The sequence below is a fragment of the Lysinibacillus sp. FJAT-14222 genome (genome assembly GCF_001278875.1).
GTDB classification, from domain to species: Bacteria; Bacillota; Bacilli; order Bacillales_A; family Planococcaceae; genus Lysinibacillus; species Lysinibacillus agricola.
In genome coordinates, this window is sequence record NZ_LIYL01000014.1 from 57,203 (window position 1) to 76,123 (window position 18,921).

Consider the following 18,921-nt stretch of genomic DNA (forward strand, 5'->3'; position numbering starts at 1 on the left):
TTAAAGGTCAGTCCAACGGACATGCTTTTACAAATAGTAATACTAGGACATATCTATGATATATCAAGTCCATAGCTTGGTCAATATAGCATTCTGTGGAAAGCTGGAGAATGTGAACATTTATTGAAACAAATTGTTAAATTTGTGCCCATTTGGTCGAAAGTATCGGAATCAATTGTCGCAATTGATCTTCGAGAATGGAGCTTTTCACACCTTTATCCATACTTTCTAACGGAATCGCTGGTAGCCAAATAATATTTACTTCATCTCCAATATTTGTCCAAGAATGGTCACAAGTAATGAAGAACACATGCTTAAAACCAGCATTATGTAATTGTGCCTCTAATTGCTTTGGCATTTCTTCGTCTTTTAACGTTGCACTATACGAAAATGGTGGCATTAATAATAGACGGCCTTTAAATTGTTGTTCGATAAAAGATGTGAGCGACAACAAAAAATCCGCCTCCGTACCACTCTGTTTCATTTTTTCAGAAGTCAAATCGACGGATACGAGTGGGACAATTGCTGTATCGATAAATTCCTTCTGTGCCATAAACGATGTCACATCGTTTGCATTAAAATACATCCAACAAACCTCCTTATTTCGCAAAAAATAAAAATGCCCTTCTCCACTCTTCAATAGGATAACCAATAAAAAGTGAAAACAATCATTCACTTGTTATGTTACCATATTGAGGTGGATAAAGGACATTCAATTTTTACCTATGACTAACGTAAATTAGCCGTTTCCTTCAAAGCTTGTAACAAATTAGACAATTCGTAAAAGCGCTCTTCATCTCCCTGGTCGAGGGCTTCATCAATCTGTGCGAGTAATTTTTCTTCTTGGAATACGAGTAAGCTGTTGGAAAGCAGCTCTTCTGCCAGTAAACGATCTTTTTCACTGACAATCAGTGCTTCCGGCATATAAGGGTTTTCTTCAAGAACTGCTAAGTATTGTGCACTTGGTGGTACATTTGGAAAATTCAATTGTATATACATATCTTCATGTTCATGTAAGCGTAGATCATGGAAAGATTTCTCAGCATCTGCTGTCATTACATTGCCTTTGTAAAAACGAAATGGCACACCTGTTGAGTCAACAGTTGACATTACCATTGCTCTAGGACAATAGTGAGCTTCTTCAACAAATCGAATTCGTTTTAATAACTCATCATTGCTTAATAAGTAATTCAAAATCCATACACACTCTCGACGTTTCAATTGATAATTTTTTAAAAACCATCTAACAAATGCTTTTTTGTCGACAACTGATACAGAAGCAGTCATACCCACTCCCTCCTTTACTCAAATTCTAAGGTTTCTAACTTCTCTTGCCACTCTAATTCACCTGGCTGAATAGTTATTAATTGACCGAGTACTTCTTTTGCTTCTGAACGCTTCCCTTCCTCTAACAAGAAATAAACATATTTCTCCAAAAATGCTGCGTCTTCCTTAAAATCATTATATGCCAAATGGTAAAATTCGTATGCACGGTCGTACAATTCTAAATTTTCATATGCATCCGCAGCAAATGGGTATAATGTGCTCCATTCAAAATCATTTTGTTGCAACGTTTCAAATAATTCTATTACATCCTCATAGCGCTCTTGCTGTGCCAATACTGAGATCAATGCTAATACTGCCTCCATGTATTCAGGATCTAACGCAATGGCTTCACGTAGATGCTGCTCGCCCTCAGCTGGCAAACCAGTTTTCAAGGCCATTTTACCAGCGAATAAGTATAGTGACTTATCGTATTCGTCACGCTTTAATCCTTCCATAATGGCAGCGTATGCTTTTTTATTGTCCTCAGTCATGGCATAGCTTTCGGCAAGCAATAAATAGGCAGAAAAATAATCAGGATCTAATTCTTTTAATTCCTCTAATTGTTTAATGGCCATTTCATATTTTCGTGATTGGAAGGCCGAGTATGCTGCACCAAATAAAACATCTGGCTTTACTTCATCCTCAAGTGCCTTTAAATAGTAATCCAAAGCTGTTTCATAGGCAGCCCCTGCACGATACACCTCAGCAAGTCGTTCAACAAGACTTACACCAGCAAATTCAACTTGTTGTTCATACAACTCTTCATATAATCTCGCAGCCTCTAAAAAACGACCAGTTTCAAATAAAAGTTCTGCTTTAGCAAATTGTAGTAATGGTTCGTCTGGTAATATAGCTAATGCTTCATTGATACGCATTTCCGCTACTTCAAATAACCCTTGCATTTGATAATAGTCCGCTAATACTAATAATGCTTGAGGATATTCTGGAGAAGCCTCCTCTACCTCTAATAAAAAATCTAACGCTTCATCTTCATCGCCAAGTTCCATTAAGACATTTGCACGATCAATTTTTAACTGTGCCTCTTCTGGGAATAAAAATTGCAAATGCTCCAGTACACGGTCTGCTTCCTTCATATATCCATACTGCATAAAAACTTCAGCTAGCGCGTAAATTTCTTCGGGTAACTCCTTCACTAAAAATGATTCAAGTAGCTGTTCAATTAATGCTAAGTCCCCTTGTTCAAGTGCTTGCATCATTTCAGTCATCGCATTGTTCACAGTCATTCACCTATTCTTTCATTGATACCTTTATGCTACAAAACATTTTCTTTCGAAACAAGAAAAAACTCCCCAAATGGCTTGGAGAGTCTAACAACAATTTCGCCTTGGCGTAATTGTTGCTGTCGCTTCGCTTTCGCACAGATAAACAACGCGTCCGGATTTTGAATTGTGCGGCACAATTCATTCCTTTGAAAATCCGTGACATCTGCCGGAAGCTATATCTTCATGCAGTAGGTGTTTGGTCACCCACTGCATGAAGATACGTTTTTACTTTACTTCTTCTATATGCTCGAAAAACGATGGGTAAGAAACAGCAATACACTCGGCGTCATCTAAAATTACTGCCCCATCTGTTATAAGTGCTGCAACAGCGCCCATCATTCCAATCCGATGGTCACCATAGGTTTTAAGGCCAGCGCCACGTAATGGAGTTGGTCCTTCAATAATCATTCCATCCTCAGTCGCTTCAATACTAGCACCTAGTTTTTTCAATTCATCCACTACAGCCGTTATTCGGTCTGTTTCCTTCACTTTTAACTCTTCGGCATCCTTAATAATAGTTTTGCCGTTTGCCTGTGTTGCTAATAAAGCGAGGATTGGGATTTCATCGATAAGACGAGGAATAATATCGCCCTCGATTGTAGTTCCTTTTAATGTTGACGTTTCAATTGTAATTGTTGCTGTCGGCTCTGATTGGCTATCTTCATACGGCATAAGTGTCATAGTTGCTCCCATATTTTGAAGCACTTCGATGATACCGTCTCGTGTTGGGTTAATTCCGACATTTTTTAGCATTATTTTACTTTTTTCACAGATAGCCCCTGCTACTAAGAAAAAGGCTGCAGATGAAATATCACCCGGAACAGAAACATGAGTCCCTGTTAGAGTTTGCCCTCCTTTAAATGATATAACACCATCCACCTCATCAACCTGTGCACCAAATTGACGAAGCATTCTCTCTGTATGATCTCGTGACACTTCAGTTTCTCGCACAATTGTAGTACCTTCAGCACGTAAACCCGCAAGTAAAATAGCTGACTTCACCTGTGCACTCGCAACAGGCATGTGGTAATCAATAGCTTGTAATGTTGTACCTTGAATGGCTAATGGCGTATATTGTCCATCTGCCCTTCCAGTAATGTGTGCACCCATTTGACGTAACGGATCAATAACACGGCGCATTGGTCGCTTTCCAATAGACGCATCCCCTATCATCACTGAATGTACAGTAGAACCAGCTAGAATCCCTAGCATTAAGCGTGTCGTCGTACCAGAGTTTCCTGTGTATAGTACCTCTGTAGGCTCTTGCCACCCATCTATACCTGGACTGTCAATGGATACATTTGTTCCTTCCACGTCAATTTTCACACCGAGCTTTCGGAAGCAATCAATTGTACTTAAACAATCCTCACCTAATAAAAAGCCGTCAACTGTCGTTTTACCCGTTGCAATAGCTCCAAACATAACGGAACGGTGAGAAACAGATTTATCACCAGGAATCGTTAACGTCCCTTGTAAGGAAGGTTTATCATATTGTAATACTTTTTCACTCATCGTTTTCTTCCCTCCAATATGAAGATAGAAAGCGCCGTAATTCCGACGCTTTCTTTTAAACAGGCACTTCGCCTATGAAATATATGTTTCATAATTAGCACGCTTTTGTATACACGTTGCTGCACGTTCACGGTCACTTTCGCTTTGTAAGCTAATAACAAGAATCCCAAAAACATCTTCACGTGACTCTACGATACGTAAATTCGTAATACTAATCTCTTCGTCTGCAAGCAAGCCAGTCACCTCAGAAATAACCCCCGGATAGTCAGGAACATCAACATATAAATCAAATGAGGTGAACATTGCTCCTGCACTAATCGGTAATTCATCCCTTAGCTCTTTGGCAACCGCAAAATAGTTTTCAATGTCATCTGAGCCACCATTTAAAAGCAGCTCCTTAACACGATTCATTTCGCTTTCCCAGCCTTCTAGCTGTGCAATTAGCTCATCACGATTTTGTAATGTAATATCTCGCCATAAAATCGGATTGGACGAGGCAATACGCGTTACATCACGGAAGCCACCTGCAGCAAGCGAACGTGTCATCGGATACTCTCCATTTTCTCCGCCCAACTGATGCACAAGAGAAGCAGCAACGACATGTGGAAAGTGACTCACTACAGCTGTCATATGATCATGCTCACGAGCAGATACACTAACAACTTTTGCGTGTGTAAATTTTAATAGACTTTCAAGCTGTGCCATATGGACAATTTCTTCACCAGCGAGTGGTGTTAGCATATAATACGCATTTTCAAAAAGGTGGGCCTTCGCAGCTAATACACCACTTTTATGTGAACCTGCCATTGGGTGTCCACCAATAAAGGTAATGCCTAACTCACGTAATTCCCCAGCCTTTTGCATAATCATTTTTTTTGTACTACCTGTATCTGTTACGATTACTTTATTTTTTAACGGCCATGTTTTTAATTGTTCCATCCATTCAAGTGTTGCGTTGACGGGAGTGCCAAAAATAATGACATCTACATCAGCCGCAACTTCTTTTGGATCTGTCACAATATCATGAACAATATTTAACGTTTTTGCATGCTCACGTGTTTTTGCATCCATATCAAAGCCAATAATTTTTGTTTCTGGTGCCTTTTGTAATGCCAAGGAAATCGAGCCTCCAATAAGGCCTAGCCCAATTACGAGCACTTTGCGTGTCATGCAAAAACTCCTTGCTCTTTTAGGACATTCTCAAGATGGCCTAGTAATGCCTCATTTTGAGCCTCTGTACCGATTGTCACACGGATAAATCCAGGTAATCCTAACGCATTTCCACTACGGATTATAAAGCCTCGTTTCATCAGCTCATCGAAAACAACATCACTATCAGCATTCGTATTAAAGAAAATAAAGTTCGTATCAGAAGGGTAGTATTGCAAATTATGTTTTTCACAGAATTCAATATATTGTTTTTTGCCTGTTTCATTTACTTCACGGCAAGCTTTTATATATTCTTGGTCACTTAAAGCGATTGTCGCAACTGCTTGACTTAAAATTGTATTATTAAATGGCGCTCTTACTGGATCTAGTTTAGCAATCACGTCTGGTTGCCCAATTGCATAACCAACTCGGAAAGACGCAAGACCATATGCTTTTGAGAATGTACGCATTAATAGTATATTCGGAAACTCGTCAATTAACGGTAGCGTATTTTTATGACCAGGATGCGTTACGTATTCGATATATGCTTCATCTAATACTACTAGCACATCAGATGGTACTTTAGCTAAAAATACACGTAATTCAACATCAGGTATCACAACACCTGTTGGATTATTTGGACTACAAACCCAAACGATCGATGTATTATCATCAATTGCCTCTACCATTGCATCTAAATCATGTGCACCTTCGATACAAGGAACTTTGCGTACCTCTGCGCCTTCTATTTCAGCATTGTGCCAGTATTGAGAGAAGGATGGATCTGCCATCACTGTGTTTACACCTGGATACAACAATGCACGAGTAATAATGGCAATGATATCGTCGGAGCCGTTACCAAAAAGAAGCTGTGTTTCTTTGACACCTAGATGATTTGCAACAGCTGTACGTAAATTTTGCGCATAGCCGTCTGGATAGATAGCATGATTTACTGAATTATTTTGTAAATAAGCTGTTATCTTAGGTGAGCACCCAAATGGGTTTTCATTAGATGCTAATTTTACGACTTCTTGTAAGCCATATTCACGTTGAACTTCTTCAATTGGTTTACCAGGCTTATATGCTTGCATACCGTCCAATTGTTGTTTCCATTTCATCTCAAACATCTCCTCTAATTATTTAGCTTGGGCTAAATCTGGTCTTAATTTCACTGCATCATTGAGATACAAGTGTTTTACGTCCTTTTGTGCCACTTCCACATTCGCATGTATTAATACACGAATACAAAGTGGCAATGCGTTCGGCACGTCCATTTCATGCGTACACATGACAGGTACATATTGCCACCCGTCCATTAACCGTACAGCACGTGCCGGAAATGCTGACGTAATATCAGGCGTTGTGGATATAAGTATGGAAGTAATATCATCTACGTCCACATTATTTGCCGCTACTACTTCACGTACTAACCTTGCTGTCTCATCCCATACAAGCTCTGGCTTGTCAGATTCTATTGTAATTGCTCCTCTAAGTCCACGAATCATACAAGCACCTCCGCTAATAGCTGTCGGAATTCGGCATCTACTTCTTTGCACTCTGCTAAATCAATTGGTTGCACGAAAGGTTTACCAATTTTCTCCAACAACACAAATTGTAAAATACCATACTCCGCTTTTTTATCTTTCATTAAATACTCTGTTAACTGTTCAAAGGTATATTCTTTCACAGCTTCAAATGGATAGCCATTCTTCACTGCGAATTGCAAAAATGCTGTAGTGAAGTTACGGTCTAATTCACCGTATCGTTCACTTAATAATAAACAATATACGAGACCAATCATTACAGCCTCTCCATGCGCTACTTTTCCATAACCAGCAGCCGCTTCAATGGCATGCCCATAAGTATGGCCTAAGTTTAAAAATTTCCGCACGGATTGCTCGGTTTCGTCCTCTGCTACGATTTGCGCCTTCACTTCAATACCTTTTCTAAGCTGCTTCGCTAATTCTTCTGTGTTAAAATGAATAACTGTCTCTGCAGCCATTAATTCCTCTAACCACGCTGCATTAGAAATCATCGCATGCTTGATCACTTCTGCTGTTCCTGAACGTATTTCGCGCTCAGGTAAACTTTCGATAAATACAGTATCGTAAATAACTCCCTCAGGTTGATAAAACGCACCAATCATATTCTTACCTAGTGGATGGTTAATAGCTGTTTTACCGCCTACTGCTGAGTCATGTGCTAAAATCGTTGTCGGGATTTGAATAAACGGTATCCCACGCATATAGGTGGCAGCAACAAAGCCTGTTAAATCTCCTACAGCACCTCCACCGAATGCAAAAATAAATGATTTCCGTGAGCATTTTTGTTCAAGTAAAAATGTTTGTGCTGCATTGTATTGTTCAAAGGTTTTACATGCCTCACCACCTGGTAAGACAAAGACCTCAAAATGATAAGGGAAATTAGCCTTGAAATAATCTCCTTGCACTGCCCATACATTAGCATCCGTAAACACAATGAGCTTATCCGCTTTTTGAAGCTTATCATCAAATGCTTTTACTGCCTCTGCTAAAAATTTATGACCAAGGACAACCTCATATTGATGCGATTTCGTTGCTACTGGTACTCGCATATTAGAACCCCTTTGTATAACGACGCTGTTCGTCGATTTGAGCTTTTAGTTGAGGTAATTGATCGCTATGGAACTGTTCCAATATTGCATTTGCTATTTCCCAGGCAATAACGTGCTCAGCAACAACTGATGCTGCTGGTACAGCACAGCTATCCGAGCGCTCTACACTAGCTTTAAACGGCTCTTTCGTTTCAATATCAACGCTTTGTAACGGTTTATATAATGTAGGGATTGGTTTCATTACACCACGTACGACAATTGGCATTCCAGTAGACATTCCACCTTCTAAACCACCAAGTCGATTTGTTGCACGTGTATAGCCTTCTTCCTCTGACCAAATGATTTCATCATGTACTTCAGAGCCTTTACGGCGTGCCATTTCAAACCCAATTCCAAATTCAACACCTTTAAATGCATTGATAGATAGCATTGCAGCTGCTAGTTTCGAATCTAGCTTACGATCATAATGAACATATGATCCAACACCAGCTGGCATTCCTTCCACGATGACTTCAACAACGCCACCAATTGAGTCACCAGCTTTTTTCGCTTCATCAATCGCCGCTACCATTTTTGCAGATGCCTCTGGGTCAACGCAATAGCAAGGATCTGCTTCAACAATGGCACGAATTTCATCTACAGATTTCCCTTCTACTAAGGAAGTATCTGCCTTAATACCAACGATTTCTGTTACATGTGCCACAATGGAAATACCTAATTCATTTAATAACGCTTTTGCAACAGATCCTACTGCTACACGAACAGTTGTCTCACGTGCTGAAGAACGCTCTAACACATTACGTAAATCACGGTGTCCATATTTCATGCCACCTACTAAATCCGCATGTCCTGGACGTGGACGTGAAATTTGACGTTTGATATCTTCAGGATTTACATCTTCTCCTAATGGCTCTGCTCCCATAATTTTTGTCCAGTGCTTCCAGTCATCATTTGTGACTACGAGTGCTACAGGGGAACCAAGTGTTTGTCCGTGACGAACACCGGCAACTATTTCCACTGTATCCGTTTCGATTTGCATACGGCGACCACGTCCATGTCCTCCTTGGCGACGTTTTAAATCGTGGTTAATTTTTTCTGCTGTAATTGGTAAGAGTGACGGTAAGCCCTCAATAATTGTTGTTAGTTGGGGGCCGTGTGACTCTCCCGCTGTTAAGTAACGCATAAACGCTTTCTCCCTTCAACTCGCTAAAGTATGTATTTTTCACTATAACATATATTTTCTAAAAAAACAGTTCTTTTGCAAATGTCTTTAAGTCTCGTTTTAATTGTTTGCAAATTTTAAATTATTCTAGCAATTTATAAACTAAAAAGTTTTCAGCACATCATTTTTAACCCATTTCACCGCTTTGTTAAATTCGAATATTCTGAACGATTTGTGTAAAAAAATATTTAGACATCCTATATTCGCTACACTACTGAAATGAAGTGCTTACTTATAAAAAATACGCTTTTTGCTTTTACAAGCGAAAAGCGTACGATTATCTATGTCTGAAGCCTTAAAAATATGTACATGACATTCATGTTGTCTACTGTACGAATGCTTTTCTCATATTATTAACTATTTTCGTCTATAGAAAAATGTATCTTCTACTTCAAACTCATAACGAGATGGATTAAAGATTTGCTCCGTTGATCCAACAAATAATATCCCATCCTTGCGCAATGCTTTACTAAAATTCGCATAAATCTGATCCTTTGCTTCTTCAGTAAAATAAATCATAACATTGCGGCAAACAATTAAATCATAATTAGAATCGTAATGGTCATTAAGTAAATTTTGCTTCTTAAAAGTCACACAACGTTTAATCTCATCCTTGACCCTATAAAAGGAACCTTCTTGCTCAAAATACTTGGCTTTAATATCACTCGGCACTTCTGCTAATGAGCGCTCTGGATACACACCTAATTTCGCCTTTTGAATAACATTCTCATCAAGATCAGTAGCAACGATTTGAATCTGAGATAATGGTACTAATTGAGATAATACCATGACTAAAGAATAAGGTTCTTCACCTGTTGAACAAGCAGCACTCCAAATTTTTAAACGCTTATTAGATTGCAGTAATTTTGGAAATATTTTTTTCTGCAATACTTCCCAGCGCTTCCCATTGCGATAAAATTCGGAAACATTGATCGTCATGCGATCTAAAAACTCATTCATTAAATCACGATCTTGTTCAAGTGCCTTTAGAAAGTCCACAAAATTACGATATCCCTTTTTCTCATACAGAGATGTTAATCGTCTTTTCATTTGCGCTTCTTTATATAATGCTAAATCTATTCCTGTTTTGCGCTTAATACCTTCTATAAACTGTTCATAATCAGACATACGGTTTTCTTCCCCTCTAGCGTCGTATTTCCATTATAGCGGAAAAGTGTCATTCCTGAAATAGTCTTTCACATGTATTCCAAGTTACTTAGTTGAGTTTTGCTTTTCCTCTAATAATAACATTTTGGACTGCTCTAATTCTAGGCGCATTTTTTCTGTTTCCACCGTATACGTTTCTAATCTGAGCTTTTCTAGCTCCACTTCCTTCTCAATAGCTTTTAATTTAATTTTTTGTTTTCTTGTATGTGCATCCGTAAAAATACCTGCTAAAGAAATAATTACCCCTCCAATAATCGCAACCACCGCAATTGACACACGTCCACATCCTCTCATTAATAATGATTATACGGCAAAATGGAAAAATAGTTTCATTTTTCTTTCCATTCTTTCATCAATTTAACTAAATTATTCTCAATAAAAAAATGAAGGTAGTTAGTCACCACCTTCATCTTTCTAGTCAACTAAACCTCAACTCGATAATCCTTTAAATCTTCTCGCAATTTTATCTTCATGAATTTTCCTACAGAGGTTTTAGGTACCTCATCTAAAAATACAACATCATCAGGAATCCATGTTTTATGGAATTGCGATTGTAAATCATCTAATAACTCTGATTTCGTAATGGCATCCTTAAATTCAGGCTTTGGTACAACACATGCTAGAGGTCGTTCAATCCATTTTTCATGTGGAATTGCTATAACAGCAGCTTCAAACACTTTAGGATGTGACATTAAAGCATTTTCAAGCTCCACTGAAGAAATCCATTCTCCACCGCTCTTAATTAAATCCTTTGTACGATCTGTAATTTTAATATAACCATCTACTGTCACTACCGCAATATCACCAGTGTAGAGCCAGCCATCTTTAAAGGCTTCCTTTGTTCGTTCATCGTTATAATACTCGGCAGCAATCCATGGGCCCCTAATTGTCAATTCGCCCATTGTTTTGCCATCCCAAGGTACTTCACCATTTTCATTGACTACGCGTGTCTCAATGAGCGGCACTGTTATTCCCTGCGTAATACGAACGTCCATTTTTTCATCCAACGTATAATCTTGCATATGTGTTAAATACGTCGATACGCTAACAAGTGGCGACGTCTCGGTCATACCGTAGCCCGTCATGTAAGGAATTTTAAGCTCCTCCTCAAAGCCACGAACTAGACCGAGCGGCGATGCTGAACCACCACATACAATCAACCGTATCGAAGACAAATCACGAGGATTTTTGCGTTGCTCCTGTAATACCCCAAGCCAAATTGTCGGTACTCCAGCAGTCAACGTTACCTTATATGTTTCAAATAAATCAAGTAATAGCTGCGGTGTAAACATTGGCCCAGGAAGCACCTGTGTAGCACCAAATAATACACCAGCGAACGGAAATCCCCACGCATTCGCATGAAACATTGGTACGACAGGTAGTAAAACATCAGCCTCACCTATTGCAATACTATCGGAGATTCCTGCTGCCATAGTATGGAGGACAATACTACGATGAGTATACACCACACCCTTTGGCATTCCTGTAGTCGCACTTGTGTAGCACATGCCAGCAGGTGTATTTTCATCTAAATTATCCGGGAATCTAAAATCATCATTTGCCTCTTCGAGTAATGCCTCATAAGAAAGGGCATTCGGTAATGGGATGTCTTCTAGCACAACAGTATCTCCCATTACGATAAAATGCTTTACTGATTTAAGTTGTGAGACAATCGGTGCTATAAGTGGAACTAAGTTATCATCAATTAGTAATATTTCATCTTCTGCATGATTAATTACATAAACAATATGCTCAGGCGCTAATCGAATATTAATCATATGCAATACAGCTCCTGCACATGGGACTGCAAAATACGCTTCTAAATGGCGGTGGTGATTCCAAGCAAAGGTACCTACCTTCATACCTCGCTCCATCCCTAGCTTTGTAAGGGCATCTGCTAATTTACGAGTCCGTTTTACATATTCTTTATAGGTAAACTCGTGAATTGTTGTAGGGCTTGTCCGCGAATATATTTTTTTCGCATGAAAAAATCGTTCTGCTCGATCCAAAAAACTTGTTAATAATAAAGGTGTATCCATCATATTCATAACAACGCTCCCCTTTGTTCATAAAATTTTTGAAACGTCCAAGGCTGACTGCTGCTACCAACAAATACATATGAAACAAGATATACTGATAAACCTTTTTTTTGGCTCGCTATCCGCAGACAAACACCGTTCCACATCAAACCTTCATGAAGGCGTAATCACAGGAAGATGGTTTTAGCCCTCCTCATCCTTTAGCCCTTTGTAAGGTCTTTCTTTTTTAGCAGGAGTCAAGCACCTTCTTGTTACCCTTATTTTGGCTGCATACGAATCGCGCCGTCCAAGCGGATTACTTCACCATTTAACAAACCATTTTTGATAATACTTTCGACCAATAGCGCATATTCTGATGGCTTACCAAGTCGTTTTGGGAACGGAGTCATTTGGGCAAGCGCTGTTCTTGCTGGCTCTGGTAACGATGCAAACATTGGTGTTTCTACTAACCCTGGAGCAATAGTCATAACACGTACACCGATTTCAGCAAGCTCCCTGGCAATCGGTAACGTCATCGCTGCCACACCACCCTTTGATGCGCTATATGCTGCTTGGCCTATTTGCCCATCAAATGCTGCCACAGATGCAGTATTAATAATAACGCCACGCTGACCATCCTCGTTTGGCTCATTATGTTGCATTTTCTCAGCTACTAGGCGAATAACATTGAAAGTACCAATTAAATTGACAGAAATCACCTTTTCAAATAAATCGAGGGCATGTACACCTCGCTTTGAAAGTACTTTACTTGCATCAGCAATTCCAGCACAATTCACGGTGACATTAATGGACCCAAATCTTGCTACTGCTTGCTCAAGCCCTGCCGCTACATCAGCTTCTTTTGTTACATCAACACGTGCATATTGGACATTCTCCCCTAACTCCTCCACTAGTGCATGTCCTCGCTCGTCATTAAGATCAAAAATTACTGCTTTGCCACCTTCTGCAACAATTTTGCGAACAGTAGCCTCCCCTAAGCCAGATGCTCCTCCTGTTACTACTGCTATTACTTCCTTCATCAAACACAACCCCTTTTACATTTTTTCTATAATAGTGGCATTCGCCATTCCCATACCTTCACAAATTGCAAGTAAGCCATAACGTAAATTTTCCCGTTCCATTCTGTATAGCATCGTTGTTAACAGTTTTGTACCAGTCGCTCCTAATGGATGCCCTAATGCAATTGCTCCTCCATCTGGATTTAATTTATTTGGATCTGCGCCAATTTCATGCAACCAAACAAGTGGTACTGGCGCAAAAGCTTCATTCACTTCATACGTATCAATTTCTTCTATCGTAAGACCTGAACGTTCTAGCGCTTGTCTAGTTGCCTCAATTGGACCAGTTAGCATTAACGTCGGATCTGAGCCAACAACAACCCTTGTAACAATTTTAGCAAGCGGTCGGATGCCAAGCTCCTGTGCCTTTTCTAAAGACATAACAACTACTGCTGAGGCACCATCACTCATTTGACTTGCATTACCAGCTGATATCACACCATCTTCCTGGAAAACAGTTTTTAGTCCATTTAATTTATCAACTGTCGTTTCTACCCGAGGTCCTTCATCAACAGAAAACGTTGTAACTGAGCCATCTTCTTGCGTAACTTGGACAGGTAGTATTTCCTTTTTAAAATGGCTCGCCTCAATAGCAGCTAATGCTCGTCTATGACTATTGTAAGCATAGTTATTTAGCTGTTTCTTTGACAAGTTCCATTTTTCCGCTATTTTCTCGGCTGATAACCCTTGATGTATAATTGTATAGTTATCTTGTAAGCGTTTACCTGCATGGGCACCCTTCATGTTAGAACCCATTGACACCCTCGTCATGCTTTCAACCCCACCAGCAATAACAATGTCCATATCGCCTGCTAAAATGGCCTGTGCTGCAAAATGTACAGCCTGCTGACTTGAACCACATTGACGATCAATTGTCACACCTGGGACAGTCTCTGGAAAACCTGCCATTAACAATGCAGTACGGGCTATATTTGCTCCCTGTTCAGCTGTTTGCGTCACACAGCCAAAAATAACATCCTCCACTTGTTCCTTTTCAATCCCAGCTCGATGAACAACCTCCTGCAGCACATCTGCCGCTAAGTCATCTGCTCGAACATTGCTTAATGCCCCTTTGCTCCTGCCAACTGCTGTACGAACAGCTGCAACAATCACTACTTCTCTCATTTTAAAACCCCTTTGCTCTGTCAATTCTCACATTCACTATCATCCATCACGTTAAAGTGTATTTGGATGTTATGAAATATATTCCCGATTATTAAACTATTGAAAAACTTTAATTATCAGAATATTATATCATTTATTTTACATGAATAAGAAGTATTTAACAATTCTATATGTATCTAGAAAATTCTATCCATTTCTATCTTTCAGCTCGGGGAATCTATCTGTAGCTTTAAGCGGCTATCCATACTTAATAATCCTATCCATCGCTTTATTAAATCTATCCACCACTTCGAAGGTTCTTTCTGTAGCTTCAATTCAAAACAAATAAAAAAAGCAATCTCAAATTGAATTGAGATTGCTTAATCTATTTACAAAATCAATTATGCCGAGGCATAATTGGTGCTGATAGAAATTAAACTAAATCTTCACCGAAGAATAAGCCGATTTCACGCTCAGCAGAAGCAAGTGAGTCAGAACCGTGAATGATGTTGTGAGAAACAGTTGTTGCATAGTCACCACGGATTGTACCTGGGTTAGATTCTTCAGGTTTAGTTGCTCCCATCATTGTACGAGCAAGCTTAATTACGTTTTCGCCTTCCCAAACCATAGCGAATACAGGACCAGAAGTGATGAAATCAACTAATTCACCAAAGAATGGACGCTCAGCATGCTCAGCATAGTGCTTTTCTGCTAATTCTGTAGGAATTACCATTAATTTAGCACCTTTCAATACAAAACCGCGACGTTCAAAACGATCTACGATGTCTCCTACTACTTGACGTTTTACGCCATCAGGCTTAACCATTAAAAAAGTTTGTTCGATTGCCATGTTTAAATACACTCCTTAAATTCGTATAACAGGTTTTACACCTACCGATAAATATTAACAAAAAATGAGCCTTTGTACAACAAAAAGCTAGAATTTACGCTTGCCCATAAATAAAGCGACATCACGTAGTTTTTTCTTAACGGGATGTTTTGGTAATGCATCTATTTCCTGTAATGCCTTTTTCAAATATTTATCACTCATTTTATTAGCTTGCTCAATTGCGTCAGATTTACGCACATACTGCAACATATTTTGACGTTCTGTTTCCGTCAATGTACCTGCAAATACTTTTACTAAATAAGGTTGCATCTCTGGGTCATCTTTTAATAATAAAATCGGTAATGTAATATTGCCCTGCAATAAATCACTGCCTGCTGGCTTTCCTAGTTCTTTATCAGTTGCCATAATATCTAAAACATCATCGATAATTTGGAAGCTCATGCCAACAAAGTAACCGAAGCGTTTCAAATGTCTCACTGTTTTGGGATCAACGCCTGCTGCTACTGCACCAAGCTCACAACTAGAAGAAATCAGCAATGCCGTTTTTCGTTTGATTCGTCTAAAATAATCCTTTAAACCCTGATCTAGTCTAAATTTATCTTCAATTTGAATGACTTCACCGTTACAAATTTCCACCATTGTACGTGCTAAAATTTGATGAACTAATGGGTCTTCAAGCTTTGTAATATATTCAAGTGCACGTGCAAAAATAAAATCGCCCGTGTACATTGCTACTCTATTATTCCATTGTGATTTGACTGTCGGGCGTCCTCTTCGCATATTGGAATCATCAATTACATCATCATGCACAAGTGATGCCATATGAATAAGCTCTACAGGCACGGCTACATCCTTCATCTTTTCGATATCATATTCGCCAAATTTCGCGCCAAGCAACACAAAAATTGGCCGTATCCGTTTACCACCAGCTTGCAATAAATGGAGAGAAGCATCATTGATCAGATCTGAAGAAGAGTTCACCGCTTTTTCTAACTCTTGTTCAATGATATCGATATCTGATTTCAAATCGGAATAGAGTAGTTTTAACTTCATCTTTTCCACGTGTGAAAACCTTCCCCCATTAACGTACCTTTTTAAAGCCCATATGCATTGCCGCAGCACCGCCACTGTATGCTTTGTACGTTACTTTTTCTAAACCTGCCTGTTCAAACATTGCCGCTAATTTCTTCATACCTGGGAAATCATTTGCTGATTCCTGTAGCCAAGAATATTCTTTAAAGCTTTTAGCAAATATTTTACCAAATATCGGCATTATAAATTTAAAATAAAAACGGAATAGTTGTCGATAGCCGGGAATTTCAGATTGAGATGTTTCTAAACAAACAACCATTCCACCTGGTTTTACAACACGATTCATTTCCTTTAATACTTGTAAATAATCTGGTACATTGCGAAGACCAAAACCAATCGTTACATAATCAAATGTATTGTCCGGGAAAGGTAATTCCATAGCATTTCCATGTATTAGTTCAATCTGTGGATATGGCTTTACCTTTTGCTCGCCAACCTCCAGCATGTTTTTACTGAAGTCTAGCCCCTTTACTTCTCCGCCTTCACCAACCGCATCAGCTAAGGCAATTGTCCAATCTGCCGTACCACAGCAAACATCCAGTGCCTTCGCTCCAGGTTTTACTGCCATGCGCTTCATCGTATCATCGCGCCAGCCAACATGCATCTGGAAACTAATAACACCATTCATTTTGTCATAGCTTTGCGAAATACTTTCAAATACTTCGTGCACGTGCTCTTCTTTCGTTTTAGCCATTTTGAAAAACCTCTCTTATCCATTAGTAGAAGCAATGGATGCCTCTACACGTGCTTGTAGAGCCTGTTTCACATCACTTTGTAAAAACGATGCATCTCCTATCATCTGTAACAGCTCTGTTTTTAATTGCACAATTTTGTCCTGGATGACGTTGCTATAGGTCGCTCCAGCATATCTCGCACTTTCTTCAAGGGCTTTACTCATTAAAGATACTTGCCCACGTTGATATGTCGCCCATTCTCTCTCTAAACGCAAAATTAATAAGCTCTTCTCCATAATTGGAACATATTCGCTAAATGAATAGAGCTCAAAAAATTTAGAGATTAATCCTGATTCAATATTACTTATTGAGGCAAACCATTGTTCAATTGATCGTTTTTTTGTCTCATATACTTTAATTTGGTGTTCACAACGTGCCACAATCCCTTGCGACAAGTTTCGAATCAATGCGACATTTCCTGACATTGCTAAAATTTCATAATAACGGCCACTATAAAAGTCTCCAGCTAAAACGGTTAGCTGCTGTTCTTTTGATGTGGCATTTAATTCTTCTATATGATCGTGCGCCGATAAGGCTGCGTACACAATCCCAACAGTGATTGCAGCTTCTCTTTGCTTTTGTTGCCACTCTTCACCATTCAAAAAGGGAACTAACAAGTAAAATAATTGATTTTCATCGAGCACAGGTACCCCTGTGTATTTTTGCAAAGTTCTATGACGAACATCCATGAAAATCTCTGTTTTTAACTGTGCAATTGAATTTTGAATGTATGTTGCATTCATAGACCTTACTCCATTTCACTTTCAAATACGTTAGTCGCTTTCATGATCTAACGCTTGCTTACTGTGTCATTATAGCACACGCGACGATTCGGAATAAAAATTTTCAGCTTCATTCAACATGATAGGCCCTTACTTTTTAGCTTCGCTATTTATAACACCATGAGCTGTATGAATCTGTGCTTTTCCGCGAATTTTCATAGCAGATGTATGTTCAGTAAATTGAGCAATCATAACTTCGCCCGCATCTAATTTTTCAGAATGATGGAACTTTGTATCAGTACCTCGCGTTAAACCAATTACATGTACGCCATCTTCCTCTGCTTGAATAATAATATAATCTTGTGCCATTATCTGTACACTCCTTAAATCCGACAAATTCTTAGTCCATCATAACATAATTAGACATGCAATTTAAGACATTTGAATAAATGATAATACTTCTCTACGTTTTACTTCATCTTCTTCGTAAATACCACGTGCAACCGATGTCACAGTTTTAGATCCCGGCTTCTTAAGTCCTCGCATAGTCATGCACATATGCTCCGCCTCAATCACAACATAAACACCTTTAGGAGAGAGCATTTCCATAATTGTATTTGCTACTGAAGAAGTAATACGCTCTTGTAATTGCGGACGACGAGCAATGGTTTCTACTGCACGTCCTAATTTACTTAGTCCAGCAACAATGCCATCGTTTGGTATGTAGGCTACATGAGCTTTCCCGTAAAAAGGTACTAGATGATGCTCACACATCGAATAAAACGGAATGTCCTTTACAAGTACTAATTCCTCATGATCTTCATGAAATACTGTTTTAAAATAATCTTTTGCGTCTTCATGTAAGCCACTAAACATTTCCGCATACATTTTTGCTACACGTTTCGGTGTATCGAGTAAACCTTCACGATTTACATCTTCACCTACCGCCTCTAAAATCATTTTTACTGCTTCCTCTATTTTCAATAAATCAACATTCGACATCCGTAAAAACCCTCCTGCGTATCAATACATTACACATTTCCTTATGCATCGTAGCATATCCAAAAGGT

20 protein-coding genes are annotated in these 18,921 nt (G+C 39.0%); all 20 read right to left on the reverse strand.

Annotated elements, in window-relative coordinates; genetic code table 11:
• Positions 1-136: 136 nt before the first annotated feature.
• The gene (locus AN161_RS06550; RefSeq protein ID WP_053593561.1) at positions 137-586 is read right to left on the reverse strand and encodes a DUF2487 family protein; all 450 of its coding nucleotides are present in this window, start codon (positions 584-586) and stop codon (positions 137-139) included.
• A gap of 143 nt (positions 587-729) precedes the next feature.
• Complete coding sequence (locus AN161_RS06555; RefSeq protein WP_053593562.1) at positions 730-1,287, reverse strand: ReoY family proteolytic degradation factor; 558 nt, start codon at positions 1,285-1,287, stop codon at positions 730-732.
• 14 nt (positions 1,288-1,301) lie between these two features.
• Complete coding sequence (locus AN161_RS06560; RefSeq protein ID WP_082339882.1) at positions 1,302-2,570, reverse strand: tetratricopeptide repeat protein; 1,269 nt, start codon at positions 2,568-2,570, stop codon at positions 1,302-1,304.
• Between the two features lie 264 nt (positions 2,571-2,834).
• Positions 2,835-4,121 carry a 3-phosphoshikimate 1-carboxyvinyltransferase gene (gene aroA, locus AN161_RS06565; protein ID WP_053593563.1) on the reverse strand — a complete coding sequence of 429 codons (1,287 nt, stop codon included), beginning with the start codon at positions 4,119-4,121 and terminating at the stop codon, positions 2,835-2,837.
• A 72-nt stretch (positions 4,122-4,193) separates the two neighbouring features.
• Entirely contained in the window at positions 4,194-5,291 is a 1,098-nt protein-coding gene (locus tag AN161_RS06570) for a prephenate dehydrogenase (RefSeq protein WP_053593564.1), read from the reverse strand.
• The gene (gene hisC, locus AN161_RS06575) at positions 5,288-6,388 is read right to left on the reverse strand and encodes a histidinol-phosphate transaminase (protein ID WP_053593565.1); all 1,101 of its coding nucleotides are present in this window, start codon (positions 6,386-6,388) and stop codon (positions 5,288-5,290) included. The genes AN161_RS06570 and hisC overlap by 4 nt, the downstream gene beginning before the upstream one ends.
• 18 nt (positions 6,389-6,406) lie before the next feature.
• The gene (aroH, locus tag AN161_RS06580) at positions 6,407-6,775 is read right to left on the reverse strand and encodes a chorismate mutase (RefSeq protein ID WP_053593566.1); all 369 of its coding nucleotides are present in this window, start codon (positions 6,773-6,775) and stop codon (positions 6,407-6,409) included.
• Positions 6,772-7,863 carry a 3-dehydroquinate synthase gene (aroB, locus tag AN161_RS06585; protein WP_053593567.1) on the reverse strand — a complete coding sequence of 364 codons (1,092 nt, stop codon included), beginning with the start codon at positions 7,861-7,863 and terminating at the stop codon, positions 6,772-6,774. Before aroB ends, aroH begins: the two co-directional genes overlap by 4 nt.
• A 1-nt stretch (position 7,864) precedes the next feature.
• Positions 7,865-9,046, reverse strand: a complete 1,182-nt coding sequence (gene aroC / locus AN161_RS06590) for a chorismate synthase (protein ID WP_053593568.1) — start codon at positions 9,044-9,046, stop codon at positions 7,865-7,867.
• A 396-nt stretch (positions 9,047-9,442) separates the two neighbouring features.
• Positions 9,443-10,213 carry a protein-glutamate O-methyltransferase CheR gene (locus AN161_RS06595; protein ID WP_053593569.1) on the reverse strand — a complete coding sequence of 257 codons (771 nt, stop codon included), beginning with the start codon at positions 10,211-10,213 and terminating at the stop codon, positions 9,443-9,445.
• 84 nt (positions 10,214-10,297) lie between these two features.
• Positions 10,298-10,528 carry a hypothetical protein gene (locus AN161_RS06600; RefSeq protein ID WP_053593570.1) on the reverse strand — a complete coding sequence of 77 codons (231 nt, stop codon included), beginning with the start codon at positions 10,526-10,528 and terminating at the stop codon, positions 10,298-10,300.
• A gap of 146 nt (positions 10,529-10,674) precedes the next feature.
• Positions 10,675-12,300 (reverse strand): long-chain fatty acid--CoA ligase, encoded by a 1,626-nt coding sequence (locus AN161_RS06605; protein ID WP_053593571.1) that lies wholly within the window; start codon positions 12,298-12,300, stop codon positions 10,675-10,677.
• Positions 12,301-12,548: 248 nt separating this feature from the next.
• Positions 12,549-13,310, reverse strand: coding sequence for a 3-hydroxyacyl-CoA dehydrogenase (locus AN161_RS06610; protein ID WP_053593572.1), 762 nt, complete (start codon positions 13,308-13,310; stop codon positions 12,549-12,551).
• A gap of 15 nt (positions 13,311-13,325) precedes the next feature.
• A complete protein-coding gene (locus AN161_RS06615; RefSeq protein WP_053593573.1) occupies positions 13,326-14,474 on the reverse strand; it encodes a thiolase family protein in 1,149 nt (382 codons plus the stop codon).
• A 412-nt stretch (positions 14,475-14,886) separates the two neighbouring features.
• Positions 14,887-15,303 carry a nucleoside-diphosphate kinase gene (ndk, locus tag AN161_RS06620; protein ID WP_053593574.1) on the reverse strand — a complete coding sequence of 139 codons (417 nt, stop codon included), beginning with the start codon at positions 15,301-15,303 and terminating at the stop codon, positions 14,887-14,889.
• An 87-nt stretch (positions 15,304-15,390) separates the two neighbouring features.
• Positions 15,391-16,365 (reverse strand): heptaprenyl diphosphate synthase component II, encoded by a 975-nt coding sequence (gene hepT, locus AN161_RS06625; protein ID WP_053593575.1) that lies wholly within the window; start codon positions 16,363-16,365, stop codon positions 15,391-15,393.
• Positions 16,366-16,384: 19 nt separating this feature from the next.
• Positions 16,385-17,089 (reverse strand): demethylmenaquinone methyltransferase, encoded by a 705-nt coding sequence (locus AN161_RS06630; protein WP_053593576.1) that lies wholly within the window; start codon positions 17,087-17,089, stop codon positions 16,385-16,387.
• A 15-nt stretch (positions 17,090-17,104) separates the two neighbouring features.
• Positions 17,105-17,872, reverse strand: coding sequence for a heptaprenyl diphosphate synthase component 1 (locus AN161_RS06635; protein ID WP_053593577.1), 768 nt, complete (start codon positions 17,870-17,872; stop codon positions 17,105-17,107).
• Between the two features lie 129 nt (positions 17,873-18,001).
• Positions 18,002-18,220 (reverse strand): trp RNA-binding attenuation protein MtrB, encoded by a 219-nt coding sequence (gene mtrB / locus AN161_RS06640; RefSeq protein WP_053593578.1) that lies wholly within the window; start codon positions 18,218-18,220, stop codon positions 18,002-18,004.
• 63 nt (positions 18,221-18,283) lie between these two features.
• A complete protein-coding gene (gene folE, locus AN161_RS06645) occupies positions 18,284-18,853 on the reverse strand; it encodes a GTP cyclohydrolase I FolE (RefSeq protein ID WP_053593579.1) in 570 nt (189 codons plus the stop codon).
• Between the last annotated feature and the right edge of the window lie 68 nt (positions 18,854-18,921).